Source organism: Rhodococcus sp. NPDC003322, assembly GCF_053589555.1.
Genome location: NZ_JBSFSC010000004.1, coordinates 112451 through 133909 on the forward strand (window position 1 = coordinate 112451; position 21459 = coordinate 133909).

Genomic DNA, 21459 nt, shown 5'->3' on the forward strand with positions numbered 1-21459 from the left:
ATGCGCCTTGTGCGAGTGCTGTGCGAGTTGAACTGCGCTTGTTTCGGACTCGACGAGCAGATTGTGTTCACGATCTGTCCAGCAGTGTTCGTTGATCAACTGGACAAGAGAGCCGCAGCGTTGCGCACCTCTGGGATGCCGATCTTCTTTGCCGCAATGAGGAATGTGGGAACCCCGAAGACGACCACCGCCGTCAGGGCTGCAGCAGCGGCCTGCCGTGGGTTACCGAGCAGGTGGTGCGACAGCCCGACAAGAAGGAGGCAGACCACTCCGGTGGCGATCGACGCCCAAAGCACCCGCGCGAATGTCCCGAGCACGATGTGGAAGCCGAGCAGCCCGTAACGGCGACGTAGGACCAGGTGTCCGCTGATGGCACCCACGAGGTAGGACAGTGAACTCGCGACCGGGAGCATCACCACGATCGCCTTGTCCGGGAGCATTGCGACGGCGAGGGCGACGACTGCGATCTTCGCGGCCACCATGCCGGCGTTGATCACTGCGGGTGCGCGCATGTCACCGCCCGCGTAGAAGACACGCAGTTGCAGCATGACCAACGCGAACGGGGGCAATCCGAATGCCGACAGTGCGAGCGCGACACCGATGAGGCGTGCGGCGTTCACATCGACGCGGCCGACGAAAATCACCGTGGTCAGCATCGGACCGAGGAGGGTCATCGCGACCGCGGCGGGGACGAGCGCGACCACCGAGTACCGGGCAGCGCGGCCCATGTCGGCGACCACCGCGTCGCGGTCCCCGACAGCTACCGCTTGGGAAATGCGTGGCATGAGCACGGTCAGCAGGGACACTCCGAGGATCCCGTACGGCACCTGGAACAGCAGGTCGGCGTACGTGTAGGTGGAGACACCGCCGTGACTGAACGCCACACCGAGCACGAGCGCGACCCCCGCCTGACTGATCGCGACGTACAGCAGTACCCACCCGGCCAGTCTCGTGCCGGCGCGGACCGGTCGCCATGTGTACGGCACCGGCCGCACCTGCCAACTCCACCGGAATCCGGTACGTCGCAACGCAGCCACCGTCCAGATGGCCTGTCCCACGATACCGATCGTGGTTCCGACACCCAGAATCAGAACTTGGGTAGTGGTCATCGTTGACGGCAACAACGTCACAGGTCCCGGTACCGCCGCGAAGATCCCGACCGTCGTAAGCACGATCAGATTGTTGACCACCGGCGCCCAGGCCGCGGGCGCATAACTGTCACGCACGTTCAGCACGGCCGTCACGGTCGCGGCGACCGCGTAGAAGAAGATTTCCGGCAACAACAGGTACGCCAGCACCGTCGCCAATTGCGACTGCTCCGCATCGGACACCAGCGCGGCGACCAGCAACGGCGCGCACGCCACCGCCAGGACGGTGATGACCGCGGCCGCGAGAACCGTTGCCAGCAGTAGACGCTGCGTGAAGATCCGCGAGTACGTTCGACCACGGAGCCGCGCACGCGCAAGCACCGGGATGAAGACGCTGCTCATCACGCCGCCGAGAAGAAGCTCGTACACCATGTTCGGCATGCTGTTCGCGCCGTTGTAGGCATCGCCGACCGCCGCTGTTCCCAACACGGCAGCCAACGCAAGGGTGCGGAGAAACCCTGTCGCTCGACTGGCCGCGGTTGCCAATGCGACAGCACCGGTCGCGCGCGCAAACCCGCTCTGAGAAACTGCCATCCGACCATCGTGCACGACCACGTGAGCAGGCGAGGGTTGCCCGCATCCGTGGCTGCGCGGCCGCCGTCCCCACCTGCGTTCCGAAAAGGTGCCAGCTCCGACGGTTCGAGGATCTCGACCCCAACCCTGCGGCACCACCACGGCACACAGGGATCGGGTCGGGTTCCCGTGATCCTCACCGGCACGAGGGGGACACCGGTGTCCATCGCGATGCGGACAGTGCCCGTGCGCCCTCGATGGAGACGACCATCGGGCGATCGTGTCCCCTCTGGGTGCTCCTCCGCTCGATGATCCGGGCCGCGGCCTCGAGCGCCGGTGACGCCCCCGCCCCCGTCGATCGACCGGGATCTGACCCAAGGCAGCGAAGAACCACCGTCGAACACGACCGTTGAAGCCGTCCCCGTTGCAGTACTCGGTCTTCGCCAGGAACGTGACCGCCTTCTCGCCGCCAGCGTCACGGTGATCCACCCGGACCCGAGCCTGTGGCCACCGGTTCGGTGTCGGCTACCCGATTCGGAACCGGTGCCGGGCGGCGCCGAGATCGATCCGCCCGTCGTGGATCGGAACATCTTCGGCGGCAAGACGTTCCAGCTGCCGTGCCGCGAGGTGCGGGGCGGGACGACCGGAGGCGGGCACCACCCGGTGCCACGGCAGGTCCGAGCTGTCGGTGCGCATGATCCAGCCGACCGTCCGCGGGCTCGTGAGGCCGGCCGCCGCGGCGATGTCCCCGTAGGTGGCGACCCGCCCGGCAGGGATCGCCGCGACCAGGTCCCGGACGCGTTCGACCTGCTCCTCGGTGGTCGCGGCCATCTACAACAGCTTCTCGATCAGTGCGGCCACCTCGGCGGGCCGCGAGTTGGCGACCATGTGGTCGACGTCCATCTCCACCACCGTCAGCCGGTCGCCGAGGCGCTCGGCGAGGGCGGCGCGGAACGCGGGCGTCACGTACGGCGGCTGCACCCGCATCGCCTGAACCAGCACCGTCGGCAGGTCCGCGGGTGGGAGCACCATCGGCCGGGCCAGCTCACCCCACGACGCCACGACCGCGGGCACCGCGTATCGCCAGCCGACGCGCCCGTTGTCGAGCGTGATCAGGTGTTCGGCCATCTCCTCGTCGAGCACGCCCTCCGCGACGTCGGCCCAGGCGCCGTGCACCTTCTCCGACCGCGCCTCGGCGGCATCGGTGTAGTCGGGGTAGCGGACGGTCAGGTCGGCGATCTCGAGCATCCTCGCGGGATCGAGACCCATCGCCGGGTCGAGCAGGAGCAGCGCCCGCACCTTCTCCGGTGCGCGGGCGGCCAGGTGTACCGCGACCGCGCCGCCGTACGAGTGCCCGACGAGGACCACCGGTTCCGTGGTTTCGGCGGCCAGCACCTCGAGCAGGGAGTCGACGTGGTCGGCGAGGCCCCACGGAGGGCTCCACGTCGACCGGCCGTGCCCGCGCAGGTCGGGCGCGATCATCCGGGCGCGCGGCAGGTGCCCGTCCGCCAGATGTCGCCACCTCTTGCCGTGGCCCGTCAGCCCGTGCAGGGCGAGGACCGGAGGCCCGTCGACGGGGCCGAAACGATGGATCTTCAGGTCGGACACGGCAGTCATTGTGCCCGACCGCGCGGGGGCGGGCCGGGCGTGGTTCAGGCCGGTTCGCGACAGTGCAGGTGCACGACGCCCGATCTGAAGCGGTGCTCGTCGACCAACTCGGGTTCACGAACAGGTGGTACTCGTAGACCGGGCCCGCCCGGTGGCGGCGTCAACGGTGGGCAACGTGCAGCCCGACGGAGCCGGCGCCGGTGGGACGACGCTCGCGCGGGGCTGTCGGTGGACCGTGATGGAATGCCCGTCATGAGCGACGAGCGGGCGGATCGGCCGGGCACCACCCTGGTGCGGCGCGTCGCGCGTACCCCGGACCGTCGCACCTGGGGGCCGGAGGTTGCCCCGTTGCTCGCCGCGGCCTCGGCACGCGGGAACCGCGACCGGCGGCCGTGGCAGGTGCTCGGCGGCCCGGGTACCGGCAAGACGTCCCTGATCGTCGATCTCGCCGCCGCCCGGATCGGTGGACCGGACGGCGACCCGGAATCCGTTCTCGTACTGACGCATTCGCGTAAGGCCGCGACTGCGGTGCGGGAGCAGATCACCACCGCACTGCTCGGGGCGGGGGAGTCGAGGGCCACCCGCGAGCCGTTGGTGCGGACGGTGCACTCGTATGCGTTCGCGGTGCTGCGACTGCAGGCGGCTGCGCACTCGAACCCGCCACCGCGGCTCATCACCGGTGCCGAGCAGGACGCCGTGCTGCGCGAGCTGCTGCGCGGCGACCTGGAGGACGGCGCGGACTACTGGCCCGAGCGGCTTCGCCCGGCGCTGCCGATGGTCGGGTTCGCGGCGCAGCTGCGCGACCTGATGCTCCGCGCCGGGGAACGCGGCCTCGGCCCCGAGGACCTGATCCGGCTCGGGCGCGAGCACGACCGGCCCGAATGGGTGGCCGCGGGCACGTTCGTCACCCGGTACGAGCAGGTGATGCTGCTGCGCGGATCCGTCGGTGTCGAGGCACCGGAGGCCACCGCGCCGGCGCTCGACGCCGCCGAACTGGTCGGCGCCGCGCTGACCGCCTTCGCCACCGACCCCGACCTGCTGGACCGCGAACGCGCCCGGATCCGGTGCCTGCTCGTCGACGACGCCCAGCACCTCGACCCGCAGGCGGCCGAGCTCGTGCGGCTGCTCGGACGTGGCGCGGACCTCGCGATGGTGGCCGGCGACCCCGACCAGGCGGTGTTCGGGTTCCGCGGCGCCGACGCCCGGTACCTGACCGACCTCGCCGATCCGGGCAGCGACCGGCAGGTGGTGCTGCGCACGAATCACCGCAGCGCCCAGAAGATCTCCGCGGTCACCGCGCGCATCGCGGGCCGGCTGCCCGGGTTACCGCCGCACCGGGGAGCGCGGCCCGTCACGGACGAGGCGGGCGACGCCTCGGTCGCCGTCCTCGCGACCGCGGGCAAGGAGTCGGCCCTGATTGCCGACACCCTGCGGCGTGCGCACCTGCGCGACGGCGTGCCGTGGTCGCGGATGGCGGTGATCGTCCGCTCGGTACCGCGGGTGCTCGCGCCCCTGCGACGGTCGCTGCTCGCGGCCGGGGTGCCGGTCACCACCGCCGCCTCCGAATTGCCACTGGCGCGGCAGCATGCGGTCGGCGGGCTGCTGCTCGCGCTGCGGGCGATCGCCGGCGGACCGTTCACCGGTGAGGACGCGCTCGCGCTGGTGTCCGGGCCGGTCGGCGGCGCGGACCCGGTCACACTGCGTCGGTTGCGCCGCGGGCTGCGCCGCGTGGAACTCGCCGCCGGGGGCGAGCGGGATTCCGCGGAACTCCTGCGCGCCCTGATCGTCGAGGGCGAGCAGGAACACCAGCAGGTGGTCGACAAGCTGACCGACGGCGAATTCGGCGCCCTGCGCCGCACCTTGACCGTGCTGTCCCGGTCCCGCAAGGCGTACCGCGAGGGCCGTGGCGTCGAGTTCGTGCTGTGGTCGTGCTGGCAGGCGACCGGACTGGAGAAGCGGTGGTCGGCGGCGTCCGTGCGCGGCGGCCCGATCGGTGCGCAGGCCGACCGCGACCTGGACGCCGTGGTCGCGCTGTTCGACGCGGCCGCCAACTATGTCGACCGACTGCCCCGGGCCAGCCTCGCCGGGTTCGTGGACTACCTTGCCGACCAGGAGATCCCGTCCGACCCGCGGTCGGCGGCGGCGGGACCGGAGGCCGTGTCGGTGCTCAGCGCGCACGCCGCGGCGGGCCGGGAGTGGGACGTCGTCGTGGTCGCCGGTGTCCAGGAGGGATTGTGGCCGGGGCTGCGCGCCCGCGGCACCCTGCTCGGTACCGAGGCCCTCGTCGACCTGACCGCAGGCGTCGCCGACCCCGGCGAGACCACGCTGTCGCGGACGGCGCCGCTGCTGGCCGAGGAACGCCGGCTGTTCCTGCTGGCGTGCAGTCGCGCCCGCCGCACCCTTCTCGTGACGGCAGTGCGCGCGGCCACCGGCGACGCCGACCTGGAACCGTCCCGGTTCGTCGACGAGCTGCTCAGCGCCGACGAGGAACTCGGCGACTCGGCCGCCGACCTGGCACCCGCCCTGCCGAGCCGGGTGCTGGCGCTGCCGTCCTTGATCGCGGAACTGCGCCGCGTGGTGTGCGACCCGGAGCTCGCCGACACCGATCCCGACAAGCAGCACCGCGCGGCAACCCAGCTCGCCCGGCTCGCCCGCGCCGGGGTGCGTGGCGCCCACCCCGAACACTGGTACGGGGTGGCCGACCCCAGCACCACCGAGCCGCTGTGGCGGCCCGAGGACGGCCCGGTCCCGTTGTCCCCGTCCACGATCGAGCAACTCGACGCGTGCCCGCTGCGATGGGCGCTCGAACGCCACGGCGGCAGCGACGGGGAGAACACGCACGCCGTTACCGGCACCCTCGTGCACACCCTGGTGCAGGCGGTGGCCGGGAAGATGCCACGCGACCAGGTGCGCCGGGCCCTCGCGACCGCATGGGACGCAGTCGATCTGGGATCGCAGTGGTATTCGCGCCGCGAGATGGACCGGACCGCGCAGATGATCGACTCGTTCTCCGAGTGGCTGCGGCGCACCCGCGGTGAACTGACCGAGGTCGGTGTGGAGGTCGCAGTCGACGGGGTGCTCGAGGCCCGCGTGGAGGGGGAGCCGGCGGTGCTGCTGCGCGGCCGGATCGACCGGCTCGAACGCGACGCGGACGGCCGCCCCGTCGTCGTGGACGTCAAGACCGCTCGCACCCCGGTCAGCAAGGAGACCGCCCAGCAGCACGCTCAGCTCGCCACCTATCAGCTCGCTGCCGCGCGGGGCGCGATCGACGGCGAGCCCGCCGCGCAGCCCGGCGGCGCGCGACTGGTCTTCGTGGCCAAGGCGAACCGCAAGGACGGCGCCACCCAGCGGCTGCAGGAACCGCTGACCGAGGAAACCGAGGAACAGTGGCTCGACGTGGTGCACGCAGCAGCGGCGGCGACCCAGGGCCCCGGATACTGGGCACGGCCGAACGACGGGTGCCGGCACTGCCCGGTGATCGGGAGCTGCCCGGCCCAGGAGGAGGGACGGCAGGTGACCCAGTCGTGAGCGCCCGGATCTCGCCCGCGGCGGTGGCCGCCGCACTCGGGCAGTTCCCGCCGACCCCGGAGCAGGCCGCGGTGATCGCCGCGCCGCTCGGCCCGACCCTCGTCGTCGCAGGCGCGGGCGCGGGAAAGACCGAGACGATGGCCGCGCGCGTGGTGTGGCTCGTCGCCAACGGACTCGTCGACCCGGAACAGGTGCTCGGCCTGACCTTCACGCGAAAAGCCGCACAGCAGTTGACGTCCCGGATCCGCAAACGCCTCGCACGCCTCGCGCATCCCGAGGTGGTCGGCGCGCTGGGGCTGAGCGAGGAACTGCGCGGCCGCATCCTCACCGGGGAACCGGAGGTCAGCACCTACCACTCCTACGCGGGCCGGCTGCTCACCGAGCACGGGCTGCTGCTGCCGATGGAACCGTCCGCCGAACTGCTGTCCGAGACCGCGCTGTGGCAGCTCGCGCACCGAGTCGTCAGCGCCTACGACGGCGACCTCGACACCGACCGCAACCCCACCTCGCTCACCGAGGCGGTGCTCGCGTTGTCCGGGCAGCTCGCCGAACACCTTGTCGAACCCGACGACCTGCGGGAGGCCCACACCGAGCTCGACAAGCTGATCCACACGTTGCCCGCCGGGCCACGGCAGCGCGGCGGGCCGAAGAAGGACCTGCTCGACCTGCTCGAGACCCAGCACGAGCGGGTGGCGCTGCTGCCGCTGGTACAGCGGGTCTCCGACGCGCTGCGCCGCGAGGGCGCCCTCGACTTCGGCAGCCAGATGTCCCTCGCCGCCCGCGTCGCCGCCGAACATCCCGAGGTCGGCCGCTCCGAACGGGAGCGGTTCCGGGTGGTGCTGCTCGACGAGTACCAGGACACCGGGCACGCGCAGCGCGTGCTGCTGTCGTCGCTGTTCGGTGGCGGCGAGGACGGTTCCCTCGCGCTGACCGCGGTCGGCGACCCGATGCAGTCCATCTACGGCTGGCGGGGTGCGTCGGCCGCGAACCTGCCCCGCTTCGCGACCGACTTCCCGCTGCCGGACGGGCGGCCCGCGCCACGCCTCGAGTTGCTGACCAGTTGGCGAAACCCTTCGGAGGCACTCGAACTCGCCAACGCCGCCTCGGCGTGTCTGCGCGAACGCGGGGTGCCGGTGCCGGAACTGCGTCCGAAACCCGATGTGGCGCCCGGCGACATCCGTCTCGCACTCCACGAGGACGTCGACCGCGAACGCGACTGGATCGCCGAACGGATCGCCGCCGAGTACGCCGACGCCGCCAAGCGGGGCGAGGCGCCGCCGACCGCGGCGGTGCTGATCCGTCGCAACGCCGACGCCGCGCCGATCGCCGCGGCACTGCGCCGCAGGGGATTGCCCGTCGAGGTGGTCGGGCTCGGCGGCCTGCTGCACGTCCCCGAGGTCGCGGATGTGATCGCGATGCTCCGCCTGGTCGCCGACCCGCTCGCGGGCAGCGCGGCCGTGCGCGTCCTGACCGGTGCCCGCTGGCGACTCGGCGTCGCCGACCTCGCGGCCCTGTGGCGGCGGGCGCGGGAACTCGCGGTCGGCGCGGCGCGCGGCGCGGGAGGTGCGGTCACCGACGCCGCCAGCCTCGACCAGGCCCTGGACGCGGCGCTGCCCGGGGAGTACGCCGAGCAGGCAGGCCTGGCCGACGCGATCGCCGATCCCGGGGCGCCGTCACGGTATTCACCCCTCGGTCACGCCCGTATCGGCGCGCTCGCGGCGGAACTGACGTCGCTGCGCGAACGGATCGGGCAGCCGCTCACCGAACTCGTCGCCGAGGTGGAGCGGGTGCTCGGCATCGGCATCGAGGCACAGGCCCGGCTGCCGTGGACCGGCCCCGGTGGCGCCGGGCGCGAACACCTCGACGCGTTCGCCGACGCCGTCGCCGGCTACGGCCGCAACCCGTCCGCCACCCTGACCGGGCTGCTGGCCTTCCTCGCCGCGGCGGAGACGGTCGAGAACGGACTCGCCCCGGGCGAGGTCGAGGTCGCCCCGGACCGGGTGCAGGTGCTGACCGTCCACTCCTCGAAGGGGCTCGAATGGCAGGTCGTGGCCGTCCCGCACGTGGTCGAGGGGGTGTTCCCGTCCGGCACCGCGACCGGCACCTGGCTCGGCTCGGTCGCCGAACTGCCCCCGCAGTTGCGCGGAGACCGAGCCCAGGACGGTGACGGGTCCGACGGGGTGCCGGTGCTCGACCTGGAGAACGTCTGCGACCGCAAGGATCTCGAGGACGCGCTCACCGCCCACAAGGAGGCACTCGGGCGCCGCAAGCTCGAGGAGGACCGCCGGCTGTTCTACGTGGCGCTCACCCGCACCGAGCGGGCGCTGTATCTGTCCGGGTACCACTGGTCCGAGTCCGGCAGCAAGCCGAAGGGGCCGTCGGAGTTCCTGACCGAGATGCGCGCGGTAGTCGAAACGTCATCGGAGGCCGGTCGTCCGATCGGGATCGTCGAGCACTGGGCTCCCGACCCCGAGCCGGACGTGGAGAACCCGCTCACCGCGGACCCGGTGAACGTGCAGTGGCCGCAGGACCCGTTGGGGGACAGGCGTACCGCGGTCGATCACGGGTCGGAGCTGGTGCTCGCCGCGCTGTCGGCGACCGAACCGGCCGCGGCTCCCGAGGCCGCCGACGAAAATCCGGACCCGGAGGGCTGGGCCGCGGACGTGGACGCGCTGCTCGCCGAGCGAGCGGCCCGGGCGGCGGCCCGGGCGGAGGTGGCACTGCCGAACCAGATGTCGGTCAGCCAGCTCGTGGACCTCGCGGCGGCCCCCGACGAGCTCGCCGCTCGCCTGCGCCGGCCGCTGCCGTTCCCGCCGAACCCGCTGGCACGCCGGGGCACCGCGTTCCACGCCTGGATCGAGCGCAGGTTCGGAGCGACCCGGCTACTGGACATGGACGAGCTGCCCGGCGCCGCGGACACCGACGGCGCCCCCGACGGTGACCTCGAGGCACTCCAGGAGGCATTCCTGCGGTCGCGGTGGGCGCACCGCAGCCCCGTCGAGGTGGAGGTGCCGTTCGAGACCTCCATCGCAGGCACCGTGGTGCGCGGCCGGATCGACGCGGTGTTCGCCGACCCCGACGGCGGGTGGACGGTGATCGACTGGAAGACCGGCGCCGAACCCAGCGCCGCGAACGAGCATGCCGTCGCAATGCAGTTGGCGGCGTACCGGATCGCGTGGGCGGAGCTGATGTCGGCGCGGGCGCTGGCCCGCGGCGGCGACCCGGTCGATCCCTCCCGTGTCCGGGCCGCGTTCCACTACGTGCGGACCGGCCGCACCATCGCACCCGAGGACCTGCCCGACGCCGCCGACCTGGTGCGCCTGATCGAGACCGCAGGCGCCGAGGCGACGGCGGGCTCAGCCCTTGCGCCGCACCTTCAGCGCGGCGACGACGAGCGGGATCTGCAGCGGTAGCCGGGCCACCGCGACGGCCTTCGCCGGCACCGACTTCCTGTCGCTGCGTAGCCAGTCGATCGCCATCTGGACGTTGGCCGGGAAGACGGCGACGAACAGGGCGGCCGCGAGGGTGCCGCCGATCCGGCGGGTGCGGGGCACCGCCAGCGCGGCCCCGATCGCGAGTTCGGCGGCGCCGGAGACCTGGGTGTAGGTGCGGGCGCGGCCCGGCAGCAGGCGCGGGACGATCGCATCGAACGGTTTCGGGGTGGCGAAATGCAGCGCACCGGAACCGAGCAGCAGCGAGGCGAGGGCGGGGGCGGGGGAGATGGGCACGGCTCCACCCTGGCCCACCGCGGTGGAACACGCCAGGGCTGGGGAGGTGACGGTGTCGTGGCCGGGGAGATGAGGGCCGTGTGGTCGCGGAGTCGGGTGCGGGGCCCGGGCGCGGGCGCGGGCGGGTCGGAAGACTGACCGCGTGGCCGCGCGCGATCCGCCGGTGGCGAGGGTTAGGCTCCCTGCCGATGTATGCGAACTGGAGTACCAACCATGGCCGGTAAGTTGCGCCAGCGACTGCGCGTCCAGGAGAACCTCACCGAGCGGCCCGACTACGCGCTGGTCGGTGTGTTGCGGATCCCGGAGGCGGTGCGCAGTCCCTCCCAGCTGATCTTCCGGCGCCTGATGATGGCCGCTGCGGTGCTGGCACTCGCCGTCGCCGTCGTGTACATCGACCGCGACGGGTACAAGGACGCGCAGGAGAACCCGCTGTCGCTGCTCGACTGCATCTACTACGCGACGGTCTCGCTGTCGACCACCGGATACGGTGACGTGACGCCACTGTCCCCGAGCGCGCGGCTGACCAACGTCCTCCTCATCACCCCACTGCGGGTGCTGTTCCTGATCATCCTGATCAGCACGACCTTGGCGGCGCTCACCGAACGGTCGCGACAGGCATACAAGATTCAGCGTTGGAGGCAGAGCATGCGCAATCACACCGTCGTCGTCGGCTACGGCACGAAGGGTCGGACCGCGGTCGACGCGATGCTCGGTGACGGCATCAAGCCGTCCGACATCGTGGTCGTGGACACCGACCAGGTGGTGCTGGACACGGCGGCCGGGCTCGGCCTGGTGACCGTGCTCGGCGACGCCACCAAGTCGGACGTGCTGCGCCTCGCCGGCGTGCAGAACGCGGCGTCGGTGATCGTCGCGGCGAACCGCGACGACACCGCGGTACTCGTGACGTTGACCGCGCGCGAGGTCGGTCCGAAGGCGAAGATCGTCGCCGCGATCCGGGAGACCGACAACGCGCACCTGCTGCGGCAGTCCGGCGCCGACTCGGTGGTGGTCTCCTCCGAGACCGCGGGCCGCCTGCTCGGCATCGCGCGGACGACCCCGACGGTCGTGGAGATGATCGAGGACCTGCTCACCCCGGAGGCCGGGTTCGCCATTGCCGAACGGGAGGTCGAACCCGACGAGGTCGGCGGCTCGCCGCGGCACCTGTCCGACATCGTCCTCGCCGTGGTGCGCGACGGGCACCTCGTGCGGGTCGGCGCGCCCGAGGTGGACGCGGTCGAGGCGACCGACCGACTCCTCTACATTCGCCGCGTCTGATCCCGGTCGCGCGTACCCGAGCACCGCGCGCCGGTTCCGGCCCATCGGCAGTTGTCTGCCTCGATGGTGGGAGACCGCCGGGATGACCTGAAAATGGGCCCGGCGGTGTCGGATCGAGTCGAGGCAGACGGTCCGGGCGCCCGCCGTTCGGTGAACGTCGGTGCGCAGGGCCGGGTTCGGGTCAGCCCAACGGTTCGAGAATTCCCTGTGGCGCAGGTGGCACGGGGCGCTTCTCCGACATGAACCGACCGGTCGCGAACACCACGGCGCACGCGAGCACCGCCAGGCCCGCCCCGACCGCCACCGAGATCGCGGCCGAATGGCCACCCGAGCCGGCGACCTCCCCACCGAACCAGTTGCCGACCGCGGTGCCCAGGGTGATGCCGGCGCTGAGCAGGGTCATGACGAAGCCGAGCCGCCGCGCGGGTGTCCGGTCGCCCGCAACCTTGAACAGCGTCACGAGGATCGGGCCGATCGGGGCGCCGATCAGCAGCAGGACGACCGCCATCTGCCACGGAACACCCGGCAGCCACAGCAAGGCCAGCGCAGGGACCAGCACGACGGCACACGCAAGCCACCGCGCCGACGCGGTCAGACGATGACTCCACCGAGACACGCTCAATGCAGCTGCGCCGGACGTCAATCCGAGTGCCGCATAGATGAGCCCGCCGCTCCCCGGATGCCCGGTCTCGTCGGCGAAGACCGCGGTCGTGGTGGCCAGCGAGCCGAAAATCGTTCCGACACCCACCATGCCGGCGAGGAGAACCGCAACCAGGCTCCACGGCACCGGGACCGGATGGTCGCCGAGTTCCCGATCGGCGGTCGGGCCGCTCCTCGTCACGGGAGCCGCGAAGTCGGCGCTGGGGTGCAGCGCAAACCAGGGGACCACGATCGCGGTGAGCGCGACGATCACATAGAGCGGTGCTGCGGGGCCGAAAATCGAGGCGATGATGCCAACGGCCGCGGGACCGAGGACGAATCCGAGTTCGTCGATCGTGCCTTCGTAGCCCTGCGCTTCCGCCACGGCCCGCTCCGAACCGCGTTCGGACAGCCCCCGGATCCAGCGCACTCGGGTCATCGGACCACACTGCGGCACCACGATGCCGGCGGCGACCGCCGCGACGAGCAGAGGCGGTGACACGGTGTGAGCATCGTCGCCGGTTGCCCCGGTGGCGAGCACTGCGATGACGGCCGCCGCATAGGCCACGGTCGCGACGAGGAGGGTCAGCCGTTGGCCCCAGCGATCGGATGCCACCCCGGACAGTGGTGCGCCGACAGCGACACCGACGCCCGTTGCGGCCGCGGCGATGCCGGCCGCGGCGAAATCGGACGACGACGCGACGACATAGGTGAGAACACCCATGACCAGCATCGACAGCGGCAGTCGAGCCAACGCCGATATCGGGAAGTACGCGGTTCCGACGAGATCGTGCATGGCACGGAAGTGGGAAGGGTTCGAGTTGTGGGTCATCCGCACCTTTTCGGACGGTTTTCTCCATGGAGAAACCACGCGCGGCGTCCCTGCCTCCCGCCGTGCCGAACCCTGAAGCAACCCGCCGAGTCTAACGGAACGTTCGCGCATGCCACCGGCGGCGAGTTCGACCGCAACGTCGGCGACGGAAATCCGCCCGGGGGCGACGCGCGGTTCCGCTGCTCGCCACCGCCTCTCCACGCGCCTGCTGCCGACGTCCGCGCCGTGTCCACCTAATGTGGGTGCGTGGCTGATTTCGTGATGACCGAGGTCCCGTTGCTGTCGCGCTCGGCGCTCGATCGGGCGGAGGAATTGCGTTCCGACACCGACGCGTTGCGCGCCGGATGGGCGGAGGCGCTGGTGTTGCGGATCAACCATCGCGGACAGGCGCGTGTCGACGGAACGGACCTGGTGCTCGAACCGGCCATCTCGCTCGGTGACGAACCCGTCTCGGGCGCGGTGTTCCTCGGCCGACGCGAGGGCCGTCACCTGTGGGCGGTGCGGGTGCCTGCGATGATCGGCGAACTCGCCGACCTCCGCATGATCGGGCACCGGCTCGACGATTCCAGTGCGGGCCTGCTGACCACCGCGGTCGCGGTGCTGAACTGGCACGCCGCCGCCGGATTCAGCGCAATCGACGGGGCGACGACCACGCCGACGATGGCCGGCTGGTCACGGCTCAGCAGCAGCACCGGCCACGAGGAGTTCCCGCGCACCGACCCGGCCGTGATCTGCCTGGTGCACGACGGCGCCGATCGGGTGCTGCTGGCGCGCAACGGAACCTGGCCCGAGCGGCGGTTCTCGGTGCTGGCCGGGTTCGTGGAGGCCGGGGAATCGCTGGAGTCGTGTGTGGCGCGGGAAATCGCGGAGGAGGTCGGGGTGACGGTTCACGACATCCGGTACCTCGGTAGTCAGCCGTGGCCGTTCCCGCGGTCGGTGATGATCGGCTTCTCGGCGGTTGCGGATCCCGATGCGCCGCTGATCTTCGCCGACGGGGAGATCGCGGAGGCCCGCTGGTTCGGTCGCGACGAGGTGCGCGACGCGCTCGCGCTGGGGGACTGGTCGTCGCCCGCGGAGGCGCCGCTACTGGTCCCCGGCTCGGTCTCCATCGCCCGCGGCATGCTCGAGGCGTGGGCCAAGTAGCCGGCTCCGCCGGCGCGGCCAAGTAGCCGGCTCCGCCGGCGCGGCGAAATAGACGGCTCCGCCTGCGCCGCGCACACACGGCGACGGCCGCCTCCGCCCGGGGGGCGGCCGTCGTGCGGTCCGGCTCAGACGCCGAGGACCTTCTTCACCTCGGCGAGGCTGGGGTTGGTGGCCGTGCTGCCGTCCGCGAACTTCACGGTCGGGACGACGTGGTTGCCGCCGTTGACGCTGCCGACGAACTCGGCCGAGGCGGGATCGTCCTCGATGTCGATCTCGACGTAGCTGATGCCGTTCTCGTCCAGCTGCTTCTTGAGCCGGCGGCAGTACCCGCACCAGGTGGTCGAGTACATGGTCAGGGCGGGGGCGGTCTCGGTTGCGGTCACGCGGCATATAACACCACGGTCGCGGCGAATTGTTCCGTGCCGCGTCGCCGCCGGTGAGTGATCTTCACCCCAACGAGGGTGAAAAACACTCACATGCGGCGCAGGCGCATCAGGCTGTCGGACCGCCCTGTCATGATGGAGTCCATGTCAGCGCGCGCCCAGGATTCCCGAGACAACGTCACCGGTGACAACGTCGAGGGCCTGGACCCGCAGCAATCCGCCGCCGTCCTCGCGCCGCGCGGTCCCGTCTGCGTCCTCGCGGGTGCGGGCACCGGCAAGACCCGCACCATCACGCACCGGATCGCCCGGCTGGTCGCGGACGGTCACGTCGCGGCCGGTCAGGTCCTCGCCGTGACGTTCACCGCGCGAGCCGCGGGCGAGATGCGTGGCCGGCTGCGCACCCTCGGTATCGGCGAGGGCGCCAACCAGGTGCAGGCCCGTACCTTCCACGCCGCGGCGCTGCGGCAGTTGCGGTACTTCTGGCCGCAGGTGATCGGCGACACCCAGTGGGAGCTGGTGGACCGCAAGTTCGCGATCGTCGCGCAGGCGGCGAACCGTGTGGGATTGCCGACCAACACCGAGAGCGTGCGGGACCTGGCCGGGGAGATCGAGTGGTCGAAGGCGTCGCTGGTCGCGCCGGAGGACTACCCGGCCGCCGCGACCCGGATGCGCCGCGAGCCCCCGGCCGACGCGGCGAAGGTGGCCGACGTGTACGCCGCGTACGAGTCGCTCAAGGTCCGCGGCGACACGATGCTCCTCGACTTCGACGACCTCCTCCTGCACACCGCGGGCGCTCTCGAGGAACACACCGCGGTGGCGCAGGAGTTCCGGGACCGCTACCGCTGCTTCGTCGTCGACGAGTACCAGGACGTCACGCCGCTGCAGCAGCGGGTCCTCGACGCCTGGCTCGGCGAACGCGACGACCTGACCGTCGTCGGCGACGCCAACCAGACCATCTACTCGTTCACCGGAGCATCGCCGCGCTACCTGCTGGACTTCTCCAGGCGGTTCCCGGACGCGACGGTCGTCCGTCTCGAACGCGACTACCGGTCCACGCCCGAGGTGGTGTCGCTGGCGAACCAGGTCATCGGGGCCGCACGCGGGCGGATCGCAGGCACCCGGCTGCAACTGATCGGCCAGCGCCCGCCCGGCCCGGCGCCGACGTTCGCCGAGTTCGACGACGAGCCCGCGGAGGCCGCGGCGGTCGCGCGGTCGGTGAAGAAGCTGATCGACTCCGGAGTGCCCGCCGCGGAGATCGCGGTGCTGTACCGGATCAATGCGCAGTCGGAGGCGCACGAGCAGGCGCTGACCGAACTCGGCATCCCGTTCCAGGTCCGAGGTGGCGAGGGGTTCTTCACCCGGCCGGAGGTCCGGCAGGCCGTCGGCGCGTTGCGGCAGACCGCATCCCGCGAGGACCTGCCGGACGGCGCGGACCGCGGCCAGGCTCTGGTGACACTGGTGCGGGCCGTGCTCGTGCCGATGGGCCTGACCGACACCGAGCCCGCCGGTGCGCAGGCCCGGGAGAAGTGGTCGTCGCTCACCGCGCTCGTCACGTTGACGGAGGAGCTGCTCGTTCACCAGCCCGACCTCGACCTGGCCGGGCTGCTACGCGACCTCGCCGCCCGCGCCGAGTCCCGGCACCCTCCGACCGTCCAGGGCGTGACGCTGGCGTCGTTGCACGCCGCGAAGGGTCTCGAATGGGACGCGGTGTTCCTGGTCGGGCTCACCGACGGCACTCTGCCGATCCAGCATGCGTTGGGCGACAAGTCGACTCCGCCCGACGAGGCGGCGGTCGAGGAGGAGCGCCGGCTGCTGTACGTCGGGGTCACCCGTGCCCGCGAGCACCTGCAGCTGTCGTGGGCGTTGTCCCGAACGGCGGGTGGACGCCGCTCACGCCGCCGGTCGAGGTTCCTGTACGACCTCGTTCCGGAGGATTCGCCGGCCTCCCGGATCGCGGCACCCGTCGCGCAGAAGAAGCGGCCCCGCTGCCGGGTCTGCGGAAAACAACTCCTCGGCACGGCTGCGACGATGCTCGGCCGCTGTGAGACCTGCCCGTCGAACATCGACGCCGCGTTGTTCGCCTCACTCAAGACGTGGCGGCTGGAGAAGGCGAAGGAACTGAAGGTGCCCGCGTACGTCGTCTTCAGTGACACCACCCTCACCGCGATCGCCGAGCAACAGCCCAATGACGACCGTGCTCTGGTCGCGATCCCGGGGATCGGCGCGAAGAAACTGGAACGGTTCGGCGCCGACGTCCTGGCGGTGGTGCGCGGGGAGGATCCGCTCTCCGTCGCGCAGCCGACCCTCATCGAGGGCGCATAACCGCAGGTCAAAAATGGGTTGTGCGGTTCCGGCGGTACCGCTTACCCTGGTTTTCGACGTTGCGGGCTTTCGGCCTGCCGTCACGGCCGGCCTGCGATGCTCGCGCATCGACGGGATCGCAGGACGACAGTTGTCGCACGAACGACAGCGGTCGCACACAGGAGAGGGAGGTGATCGGAACCATGATCGATCGGAACAGCAGCGCGCAGGGATACGCGTCGTCCGTTCTTGTCGGCGGCGCCGCTCACTTGCCCGCCGCCATGTGGGCGGAGGCGCCGAAGCGCGTCGTCCGCCGTCGCACACATGCAGCAGCCCTGTCGTCCGTGCCCCGGATCGCACACCGAGACCACACTCGGTAGCAATCTCCTCCCCGGCCACGGACGCCCCAGCGGACCGTGGCCATTCGTGTTTTCGAGTACCTCCCCAGAAGGGGACGACGCTCCAGGACAGGTCACCGGTTCGCACCCCGAACCCATCGACGAGTCCGTAAGGAGCACGACGTGTCCACCGCGACAGTCCGCACCATCACCGAACCCACCATCACCGGGCCGGTGCAGCGCGAATTGCCTTGCCGTGCCGACAATCCCGACCTCTGGTTCGGGGAGACCCCCGCAGAACTGGAAACGGCCAAGTCCCTCTGCGCACAGTGCCCGGTTCGGGCGCGCTGCCTGAGCGCGGCCCTCGACCGCGCCGAGCCGTGGGGCGTGTGGGGCGGAGAGATCCTCGACCACGGCGTCGTGATCGCCCGCAAGCGCCCCCGCGGCCGTCCCCGCAAGGTCGCCGTCTGCGCCTGAGGCGGCGCCGCACCGCCGTTCGGCCGAAGGGCACCTCAGTACGCTTCAGGCGCACGACGGTGCCCTTCAGCCGGGGGTGGGGCCGAGCGAATCGAGCTGGTAGTCGACGACGACCGGTGCGTGGTCACTCATCCGGCGGTCGGCGCTCGGCTCACGGTCGGTGCCCGCGGCGACGGCCGCCCGCGCGAGCCCAGGCGTCGCGAGGTGGTAGTCGATACGCCACCCCGTGTCGTTGGCGAACGACTGCCCCAGCCACGACCACCACGAGTACGGGCCGTCGGTGTCGGGATGGTGGCTGCGGACGACGTCGACCAGCGTGCGGGGCGACAGGATGGAGCCGAACCACTCGCGTTCCTCGGGGAGGAATCCCTCGGCCTGGTTGCTGCGCCGCCAGTTCCGCACGTCGTGGCGGGTGTGCGCGATGTTGAGATCACCCATCAGCAGCAGTTCCCGGCCGCGGGCACGCGCGTCCAGACGCGAGCGCGTCAGCTGGCGCGCGAACCCGTCGAGAAAACGCATCTTGCGTTCGTAACGCGCACCGCCGTCCGGTGCCTCCCGCATCCGCCCCGGTTTCTGGAGATGCGCGGGCAGACCCCCCTTCGGGAGGTACAGCGACGCGACGGTGATCGGCGCGTCGGCGAGGTCGACCTCGACGTACCGGCCCTGCGGGGCGAACTCCCGTAGTCCCCGGGCCAGCGGTACCGGGTCGAGTTCGGTCGTGTCGGTGTGGACTTCGCCGGGTGCCCGTACCAGGGCCGTGCCGCTCCACGTCCGCACCGCGACGGGAGCGTGCCGTGTCAGGATCGCGACGCCATTGCGTCCGGCCAGCATGCCCTCGTCGTAGGCGAGGTGACAGGAACCGAAGACTCCGGGGGGAATCGCCGCCGCGCGTGCGCGCACCTCCTGCAACGCGACCACGTCGGGTTCCCGCTCGGCCAGCCACTCCTCGAAACCGCGACGCTGCGCGGCCCGGATTCCGTTGATGTTGAAGGTCGCGATCCGCACGGTCGCCCAGTGTATGCAGCCGCGCCAGGCGGTCACCCGGATGGCGGCTGCGCGGTGTGTCGACCCGGAATTGCGTGTCCGGGTTCGCGAATACCGGTCTCGTGTCGACTCTAGCGATCGTCGGACCGATCGTGCTTGGCTGGAAGAGGGGACCCCGATGAGGAGCCGACATCATGGCCAAACCATTCCGAGGCGTCGTCAATCTCGACATTCGTGACTCGGTCCCGGACTGGGGACCGTACGAGCAGCCGAAGGCCCCGCCAGGTGTGCCGAACGTGCTCTACATCGTTCTCGACGACGTCGGGTTCGGTGCCCTGGGCTGCTACGGCGGCCCGATCGAGACACCGAACATCGATCGGATCGCGGCGAACGGGCTGCGGTACGGCCAGTGGCACACCACCGCCCTGTGCTCACCGACCCGATCCTGCCTGATGACGGGCCGTAATCACACCACCAACGGTATGGCGTGCATCAGCGAGGCAGCTGTTGGCTTCCCCGGCGCGAACGGTCACATCCCACCCGAATGCGCCACCCTCGCCGAGATCCTGGTCGATCACGGTTTCAGCACCGCGATGGTCGGCAAGTGGCATCTGTGCGCCGAGGACGAGATGAACATGGCGTCCAGCAAACGGCACTGGCCGACCGGCCGCGGCTTCGACCGCTTCTACGGCTTCCTCGGTGCCGAGACCAACCAGTGGTACCCGAACCTCGTGCACGACAACCACACCGTCGAGCAGCCTGCCACCCCGGAGCAGGGCTACCACTTCAGCGTCGACATCACCGACAAGGCCATCGAGTACATCGACGACGTCAAGGCGATCGCGCCGGACCGGCCGGTGTTCCTGTACTACGCCCCCGGCTGCGCCCATGCCCCACACCATGTTCCGCAGGAGTGGGCGGACCGGTATCGCGGCAGGTTCGACGAGGGATACGAGGCGATCCGCGAGCGCACCCTCGCCAGGCAGAAGGAACTGGGTCTGGTCCCGGAGAACACCGAGTTGCCGCCGCTGAACCCGATCGGCACCCCCGACGCACGGACCGGTCCCGACGGGCAGCCGTTCCCCCCGTTGGACTACACGCGGCCCTGGGACACCCTGTCCGCCGACGAGCAGCGGCTGTTCGCCCGGATGGCCGAGGTGTATGCCGGTTTCCTGTCGCATTGCGACGACCAGATCGGTCGAATGCTGGACTATCTCGAGGAGATCGGCCAGCTCGACGACACGCTGATCATGCTGGTCGCCGACAACGGTGCCAGCGGTGAGGGCGGTCCCAACGGCTCGGTCAACGAGAACAAGATCGCCAACGGTGTGCCCGACGACCTGGCCGAGAACCTCGCGAAGCTGGACGAGCTGGGCGGCACCAAGACCTACAACCACTACCCGAACGGGTGGGCGATGGCGTTCAACACCCCGTTCAAGATGTGGAAGCGATACTCGTTCAACGGCGGTACCTGCGATCCGTGCATCATCTCGTGGCCGGCGAACATCGCCGCCCGCGGTGAGACCCGAGACCAGTACCACCACGCCATCGACCTGGTGCCGACCGTGCTGGACTGTCTCGGCCTCGAATTGCCCGACGCGATCAAGGGTTACACGCAGCATCCGTTGCAGGGTGTGAGCATGCGCTACAGCTTCGACGCGAAGACCATCCCGACGGCGAAGCACACCCAGTTCTATTCGATGCTCGGCACCCGGGGGATCTGGCACGACGGGTGGAAGGCCGTCACCACCCATCCGGCGATCAGCGGGTGGAGTCATTTCCCCGACGACACCTGGGAGGTGTACCACACCGACGTGGATCGGGCCGAGCTGCGCGACCTCGCCGCCGAGGAGCCCGGCAAGCTCGCCGAACTCGTCGGCCTGTGGTTCCACGAGGCAGGCGCCAACCGGGCGTTCCCGCTCGACGACCGCTCGGCCGTCGAGATTCTCACCACCCCGCGTCCGCAGCTCGCGGCGCCCCGGAACCGCTACGTGTATCGGGGCGGGGGTGCCGAGGTGCCCGAGTCGGTCGCGGTCAACATCCGCAACCGGTCCTACTCGATCGGGGCCCTGGTCGATCTGCCCGGACCGGGAGCTGCCGGGGTGCTGCTCTCGCACGGCAGCCGGTTCGGCGGGCATGCCCTGTACGTCAAGGACAACCGGCTGCACTACGTGTACAACTTCCTCGGCAGCGAGGAGCAGCGCATCAGTGCGACCGAGGACCTGCCGACCGGGGAGAAACTGGTCTTGGCCGCGTCGTTCGACAAGGAGGGCGAGGACCCGCCCGGCACGGCTCACGGGGTGCTGCGCCTCTACTACGGCGACCGCCAGGTCGGCGAGGGCCGGATCCGGACCCAGCCCGGAAAGTTCGGCATCGCCGGCGAGGGTCTCACGGTGGGGCGCAGCACCGGGGAGACGGTCACCGACGACTACCCGGGCACCGCACCGTGGGCGTTCACCGGCGGGACCCTGGACCGGGTGGCGATCGACGTCAGCGGCGAACCGTACGTCGACCTCGAACGCGAGGCGGTCGCGATGCTCTCCCGTGAATGACGGGGGCGTC

The 21459-nt window shown here is 70.9% G+C and carries 15 protein-coding genes; 7 read left to right on the plus strand and 8 right to left on the minus strand.

Annotation, left to right across the window (positions count from 1 at the left end; translation table 11 throughout):
* Positions 1 to 95 precede the first annotated feature (95 nt).
* From murJ to ACWDUM_RS16755, 4 genes are read right to left on the minus strand one after another with little or no spacing between them, the layout of a single operon-like run.
* A complete protein-coding gene (gene murJ / locus ACWDUM_RS16740; RefSeq protein WP_450134831.1) occupies positions 96 to 1577 on the minus strand; it encodes a murein biosynthesis integral membrane protein MurJ in 1482 nt (493 codons plus the stop codon).
* On the minus strand, positions 1490 to 2251 hold the full coding sequence (locus tag ACWDUM_RS16745) for a lysophospholipid acyltransferase family protein (RefSeq protein WP_450134832.1): 762 nt from the start codon (positions 2249 to 2251) through the stop codon (positions 1490 to 1492). Before ACWDUM_RS16745 ends, murJ begins: the two co-directional genes overlap by 88 nt.
* Complete coding sequence (locus ACWDUM_RS16750; RefSeq protein ID WP_450134833.1) at positions 2187 to 2492, minus strand: MGMT family protein; 306 nt, start codon at positions 2490 to 2492, stop codon at positions 2187 to 2189. The genes ACWDUM_RS16745 and ACWDUM_RS16750 overlap by 65 nt, the downstream gene beginning before the upstream one ends.
* Positions 2493 to 3278: an alpha/beta fold hydrolase gene (locus ACWDUM_RS16755; RefSeq protein WP_450134834.1), complete on the minus strand. Its 786-nt coding sequence runs from the start codon at positions 3276 to 3278 to the stop codon at positions 2493 to 2495.
* A 243-nt stretch (positions 3279 to 3521) separates the two neighbouring features.
* Between ACWDUM_RS16755 and ACWDUM_RS16760 the strand changes: the two genes are divergently transcribed.
* Positions 3522 to 6797, plus strand: coding sequence for an ATP-dependent helicase (locus ACWDUM_RS16760; protein WP_450134835.1), 3276 nt, complete (start codon positions 3522 to 3524; stop codon positions 6795 to 6797).
* Positions 6794 to 10210: an ATP-dependent helicase gene (locus ACWDUM_RS16765; RefSeq protein WP_450134836.1), complete on the plus strand. Its 3417-nt coding sequence runs from the start codon at positions 6794 to 6796 to the stop codon at positions 10208 to 10210. The genes ACWDUM_RS16760 and ACWDUM_RS16765 overlap by 4 nt, the downstream gene beginning before the upstream one ends.
* Here the strand turns inward: ACWDUM_RS16765 and ACWDUM_RS16770 are convergent.
* The gene (locus ACWDUM_RS16770) at positions 10154 to 10525 is read right to left on the minus strand and encodes a DoxX family protein (protein WP_450134837.1); all 372 of its coding nucleotides are present in this window, start codon (positions 10523 to 10525) and stop codon (positions 10154 to 10156) included. The genes ACWDUM_RS16765 and ACWDUM_RS16770 overlap by 57 nt on opposite strands.
* Before the next feature lie 213 nt (positions 10526 to 10738).
* On the opposite strand from ACWDUM_RS16770, the gene ACWDUM_RS16775 reads away from it, so the two are divergent.
* Positions 10739 to 11800 carry a potassium channel family protein gene (locus ACWDUM_RS16775; protein ID WP_450115779.1) on the plus strand — a complete coding sequence of 354 codons (1062 nt, stop codon included), beginning with the start codon at positions 10739 to 10741 and terminating at the stop codon, positions 11798 to 11800.
* A gap of 181 nt (positions 11801 to 11981) precedes the next feature.
* Here the strand turns inward: ACWDUM_RS16775 and ACWDUM_RS16780 are convergent, their stop codons facing one another.
* Entirely contained in the window at positions 11982 to 13271 is a 1290-nt protein-coding gene (locus ACWDUM_RS16780; protein ID WP_450134838.1) for an MFS transporter, read from the minus strand.
* Positions 13272 to 13532: 261 nt separating this feature from the next.
* On the opposite strand from ACWDUM_RS16780, the gene nudC reads away from it, so the two are divergent.
* Positions 13533 to 14414, plus strand: a complete 882-nt coding sequence (nudC, locus tag ACWDUM_RS16785; protein ID WP_450135192.1) for an NAD(+) diphosphatase — start codon at positions 13533 to 13535, stop codon at positions 14412 to 14414.
* A 125-nt stretch (positions 14415 to 14539) separates the two neighbouring features.
* Here the strand turns inward: nudC and ACWDUM_RS16790 are convergent, their stop codons facing one another.
* Positions 14540 to 14797 carry a mycoredoxin gene (locus ACWDUM_RS16790; protein ID WP_450115777.1) on the minus strand — a complete coding sequence of 86 codons (258 nt, stop codon included), beginning with the start codon at positions 14795 to 14797 and terminating at the stop codon, positions 14540 to 14542.
* 132 nt (positions 14798 to 14929) lie between these two features.
* On the opposite strand from ACWDUM_RS16790, the gene ACWDUM_RS16795 reads away from it, so the two are divergent.
* Positions 14930 to 17119: an ATP-dependent DNA helicase UvrD2 gene (locus tag ACWDUM_RS16795; RefSeq protein WP_450134839.1), complete on the plus strand. Its 2190-nt coding sequence runs from the start codon at positions 14930 to 14932 to the stop codon at positions 17117 to 17119.
* 500 nt (positions 17120 to 17619) lie between these two features.
* Complete coding sequence (locus ACWDUM_RS16800; protein WP_450115775.1) at positions 17620 to 17913, plus strand: WhiB family transcriptional regulator; 294 nt, start codon at positions 17620 to 17622, stop codon at positions 17911 to 17913.
* Positions 17914 to 17979: 66 nt separating this feature from the next.
* Here ACWDUM_RS16800 and ACWDUM_RS16805 read toward each other — a convergent pair whose 3' ends face one another.
* Positions 17980 to 18918 (minus strand): exodeoxyribonuclease III, encoded by a 939-nt coding sequence (locus ACWDUM_RS16805; protein ID WP_450134840.1) that lies wholly within the window; start codon positions 18916 to 18918, stop codon positions 17980 to 17982.
* A gap of 173 nt (positions 18919 to 19091) precedes the next feature.
* On the opposite strand from ACWDUM_RS16805, the gene ACWDUM_RS16810 reads away from it, so the two are divergent.
* Positions 19092 to 21449: an arylsulfatase gene (locus ACWDUM_RS16810; protein WP_450134841.1), complete on the plus strand. Its 2358-nt coding sequence runs from the start codon at positions 19092 to 19094 to the stop codon at positions 21447 to 21449.
* The last annotated feature ends 10 nt before the right edge of the window (positions 21450 to 21459 follow it).

Coding starts and splice junctions, on each gene's coding strand:
- ACWDUM_RS16745 (WP_450134832.1), bottom strand. CDS start 2,251: ATGTTCCGATCCACGACGGGCGGATCGATCTCGGCGCCGCCCGGCACC.
- ACWDUM_RS16750 (WP_450134833.1), bottom strand. CDS start 2,492: ATGGCCGCGACCACCGAGGAGCAGGTCGAACGCGTCCGGGACCTGGTC.
- ACWDUM_RS16755 (WP_450134834.1), bottom strand. CDS start 3,278: ATGACTGCCGTGTCCGACCTGAAGATCCATCGTTTCGGCCCCGTCGAC.
- ACWDUM_RS16760 (WP_450134835.1), top strand. CDS start 3,522: ATGAGCGACGAGCGGGCGGATCGGCCGGGCACCACCCTGGTGCGGCGC.
- ACWDUM_RS16775 (WP_450115779.1), top strand. CDS start 10,739: ATGGCCGGTAAGTTGCGCCAGCGACTGCGCGTCCAGGAGAACCTCACC.
- ACWDUM_RS16780 (WP_450134838.1), bottom strand. CDS start 13,271: ATGACCCACAACTCGAACCCTTCCCACTTCCGTGCCATGCACGATCTC.
- nudC (WP_450135192.1), top strand. CDS start 13,533: ATGACCGAGGTCCCGTTGCTGTCGCGCTCGGCGCTCGATCGGGCGGAG.
- ACWDUM_RS16795 (WP_450134839.1), top strand. CDS start 14,930: ATGATGGAGTCCATGTCAGCGCGCGCCCAGGATTCCCGAGACAACGTC.
- ACWDUM_RS16810 (WP_450134841.1), top strand. CDS start 19,092: ATGGCCAAACCATTCCGAGGCGTCGTCAATCTCGACATTCGTGACTCG.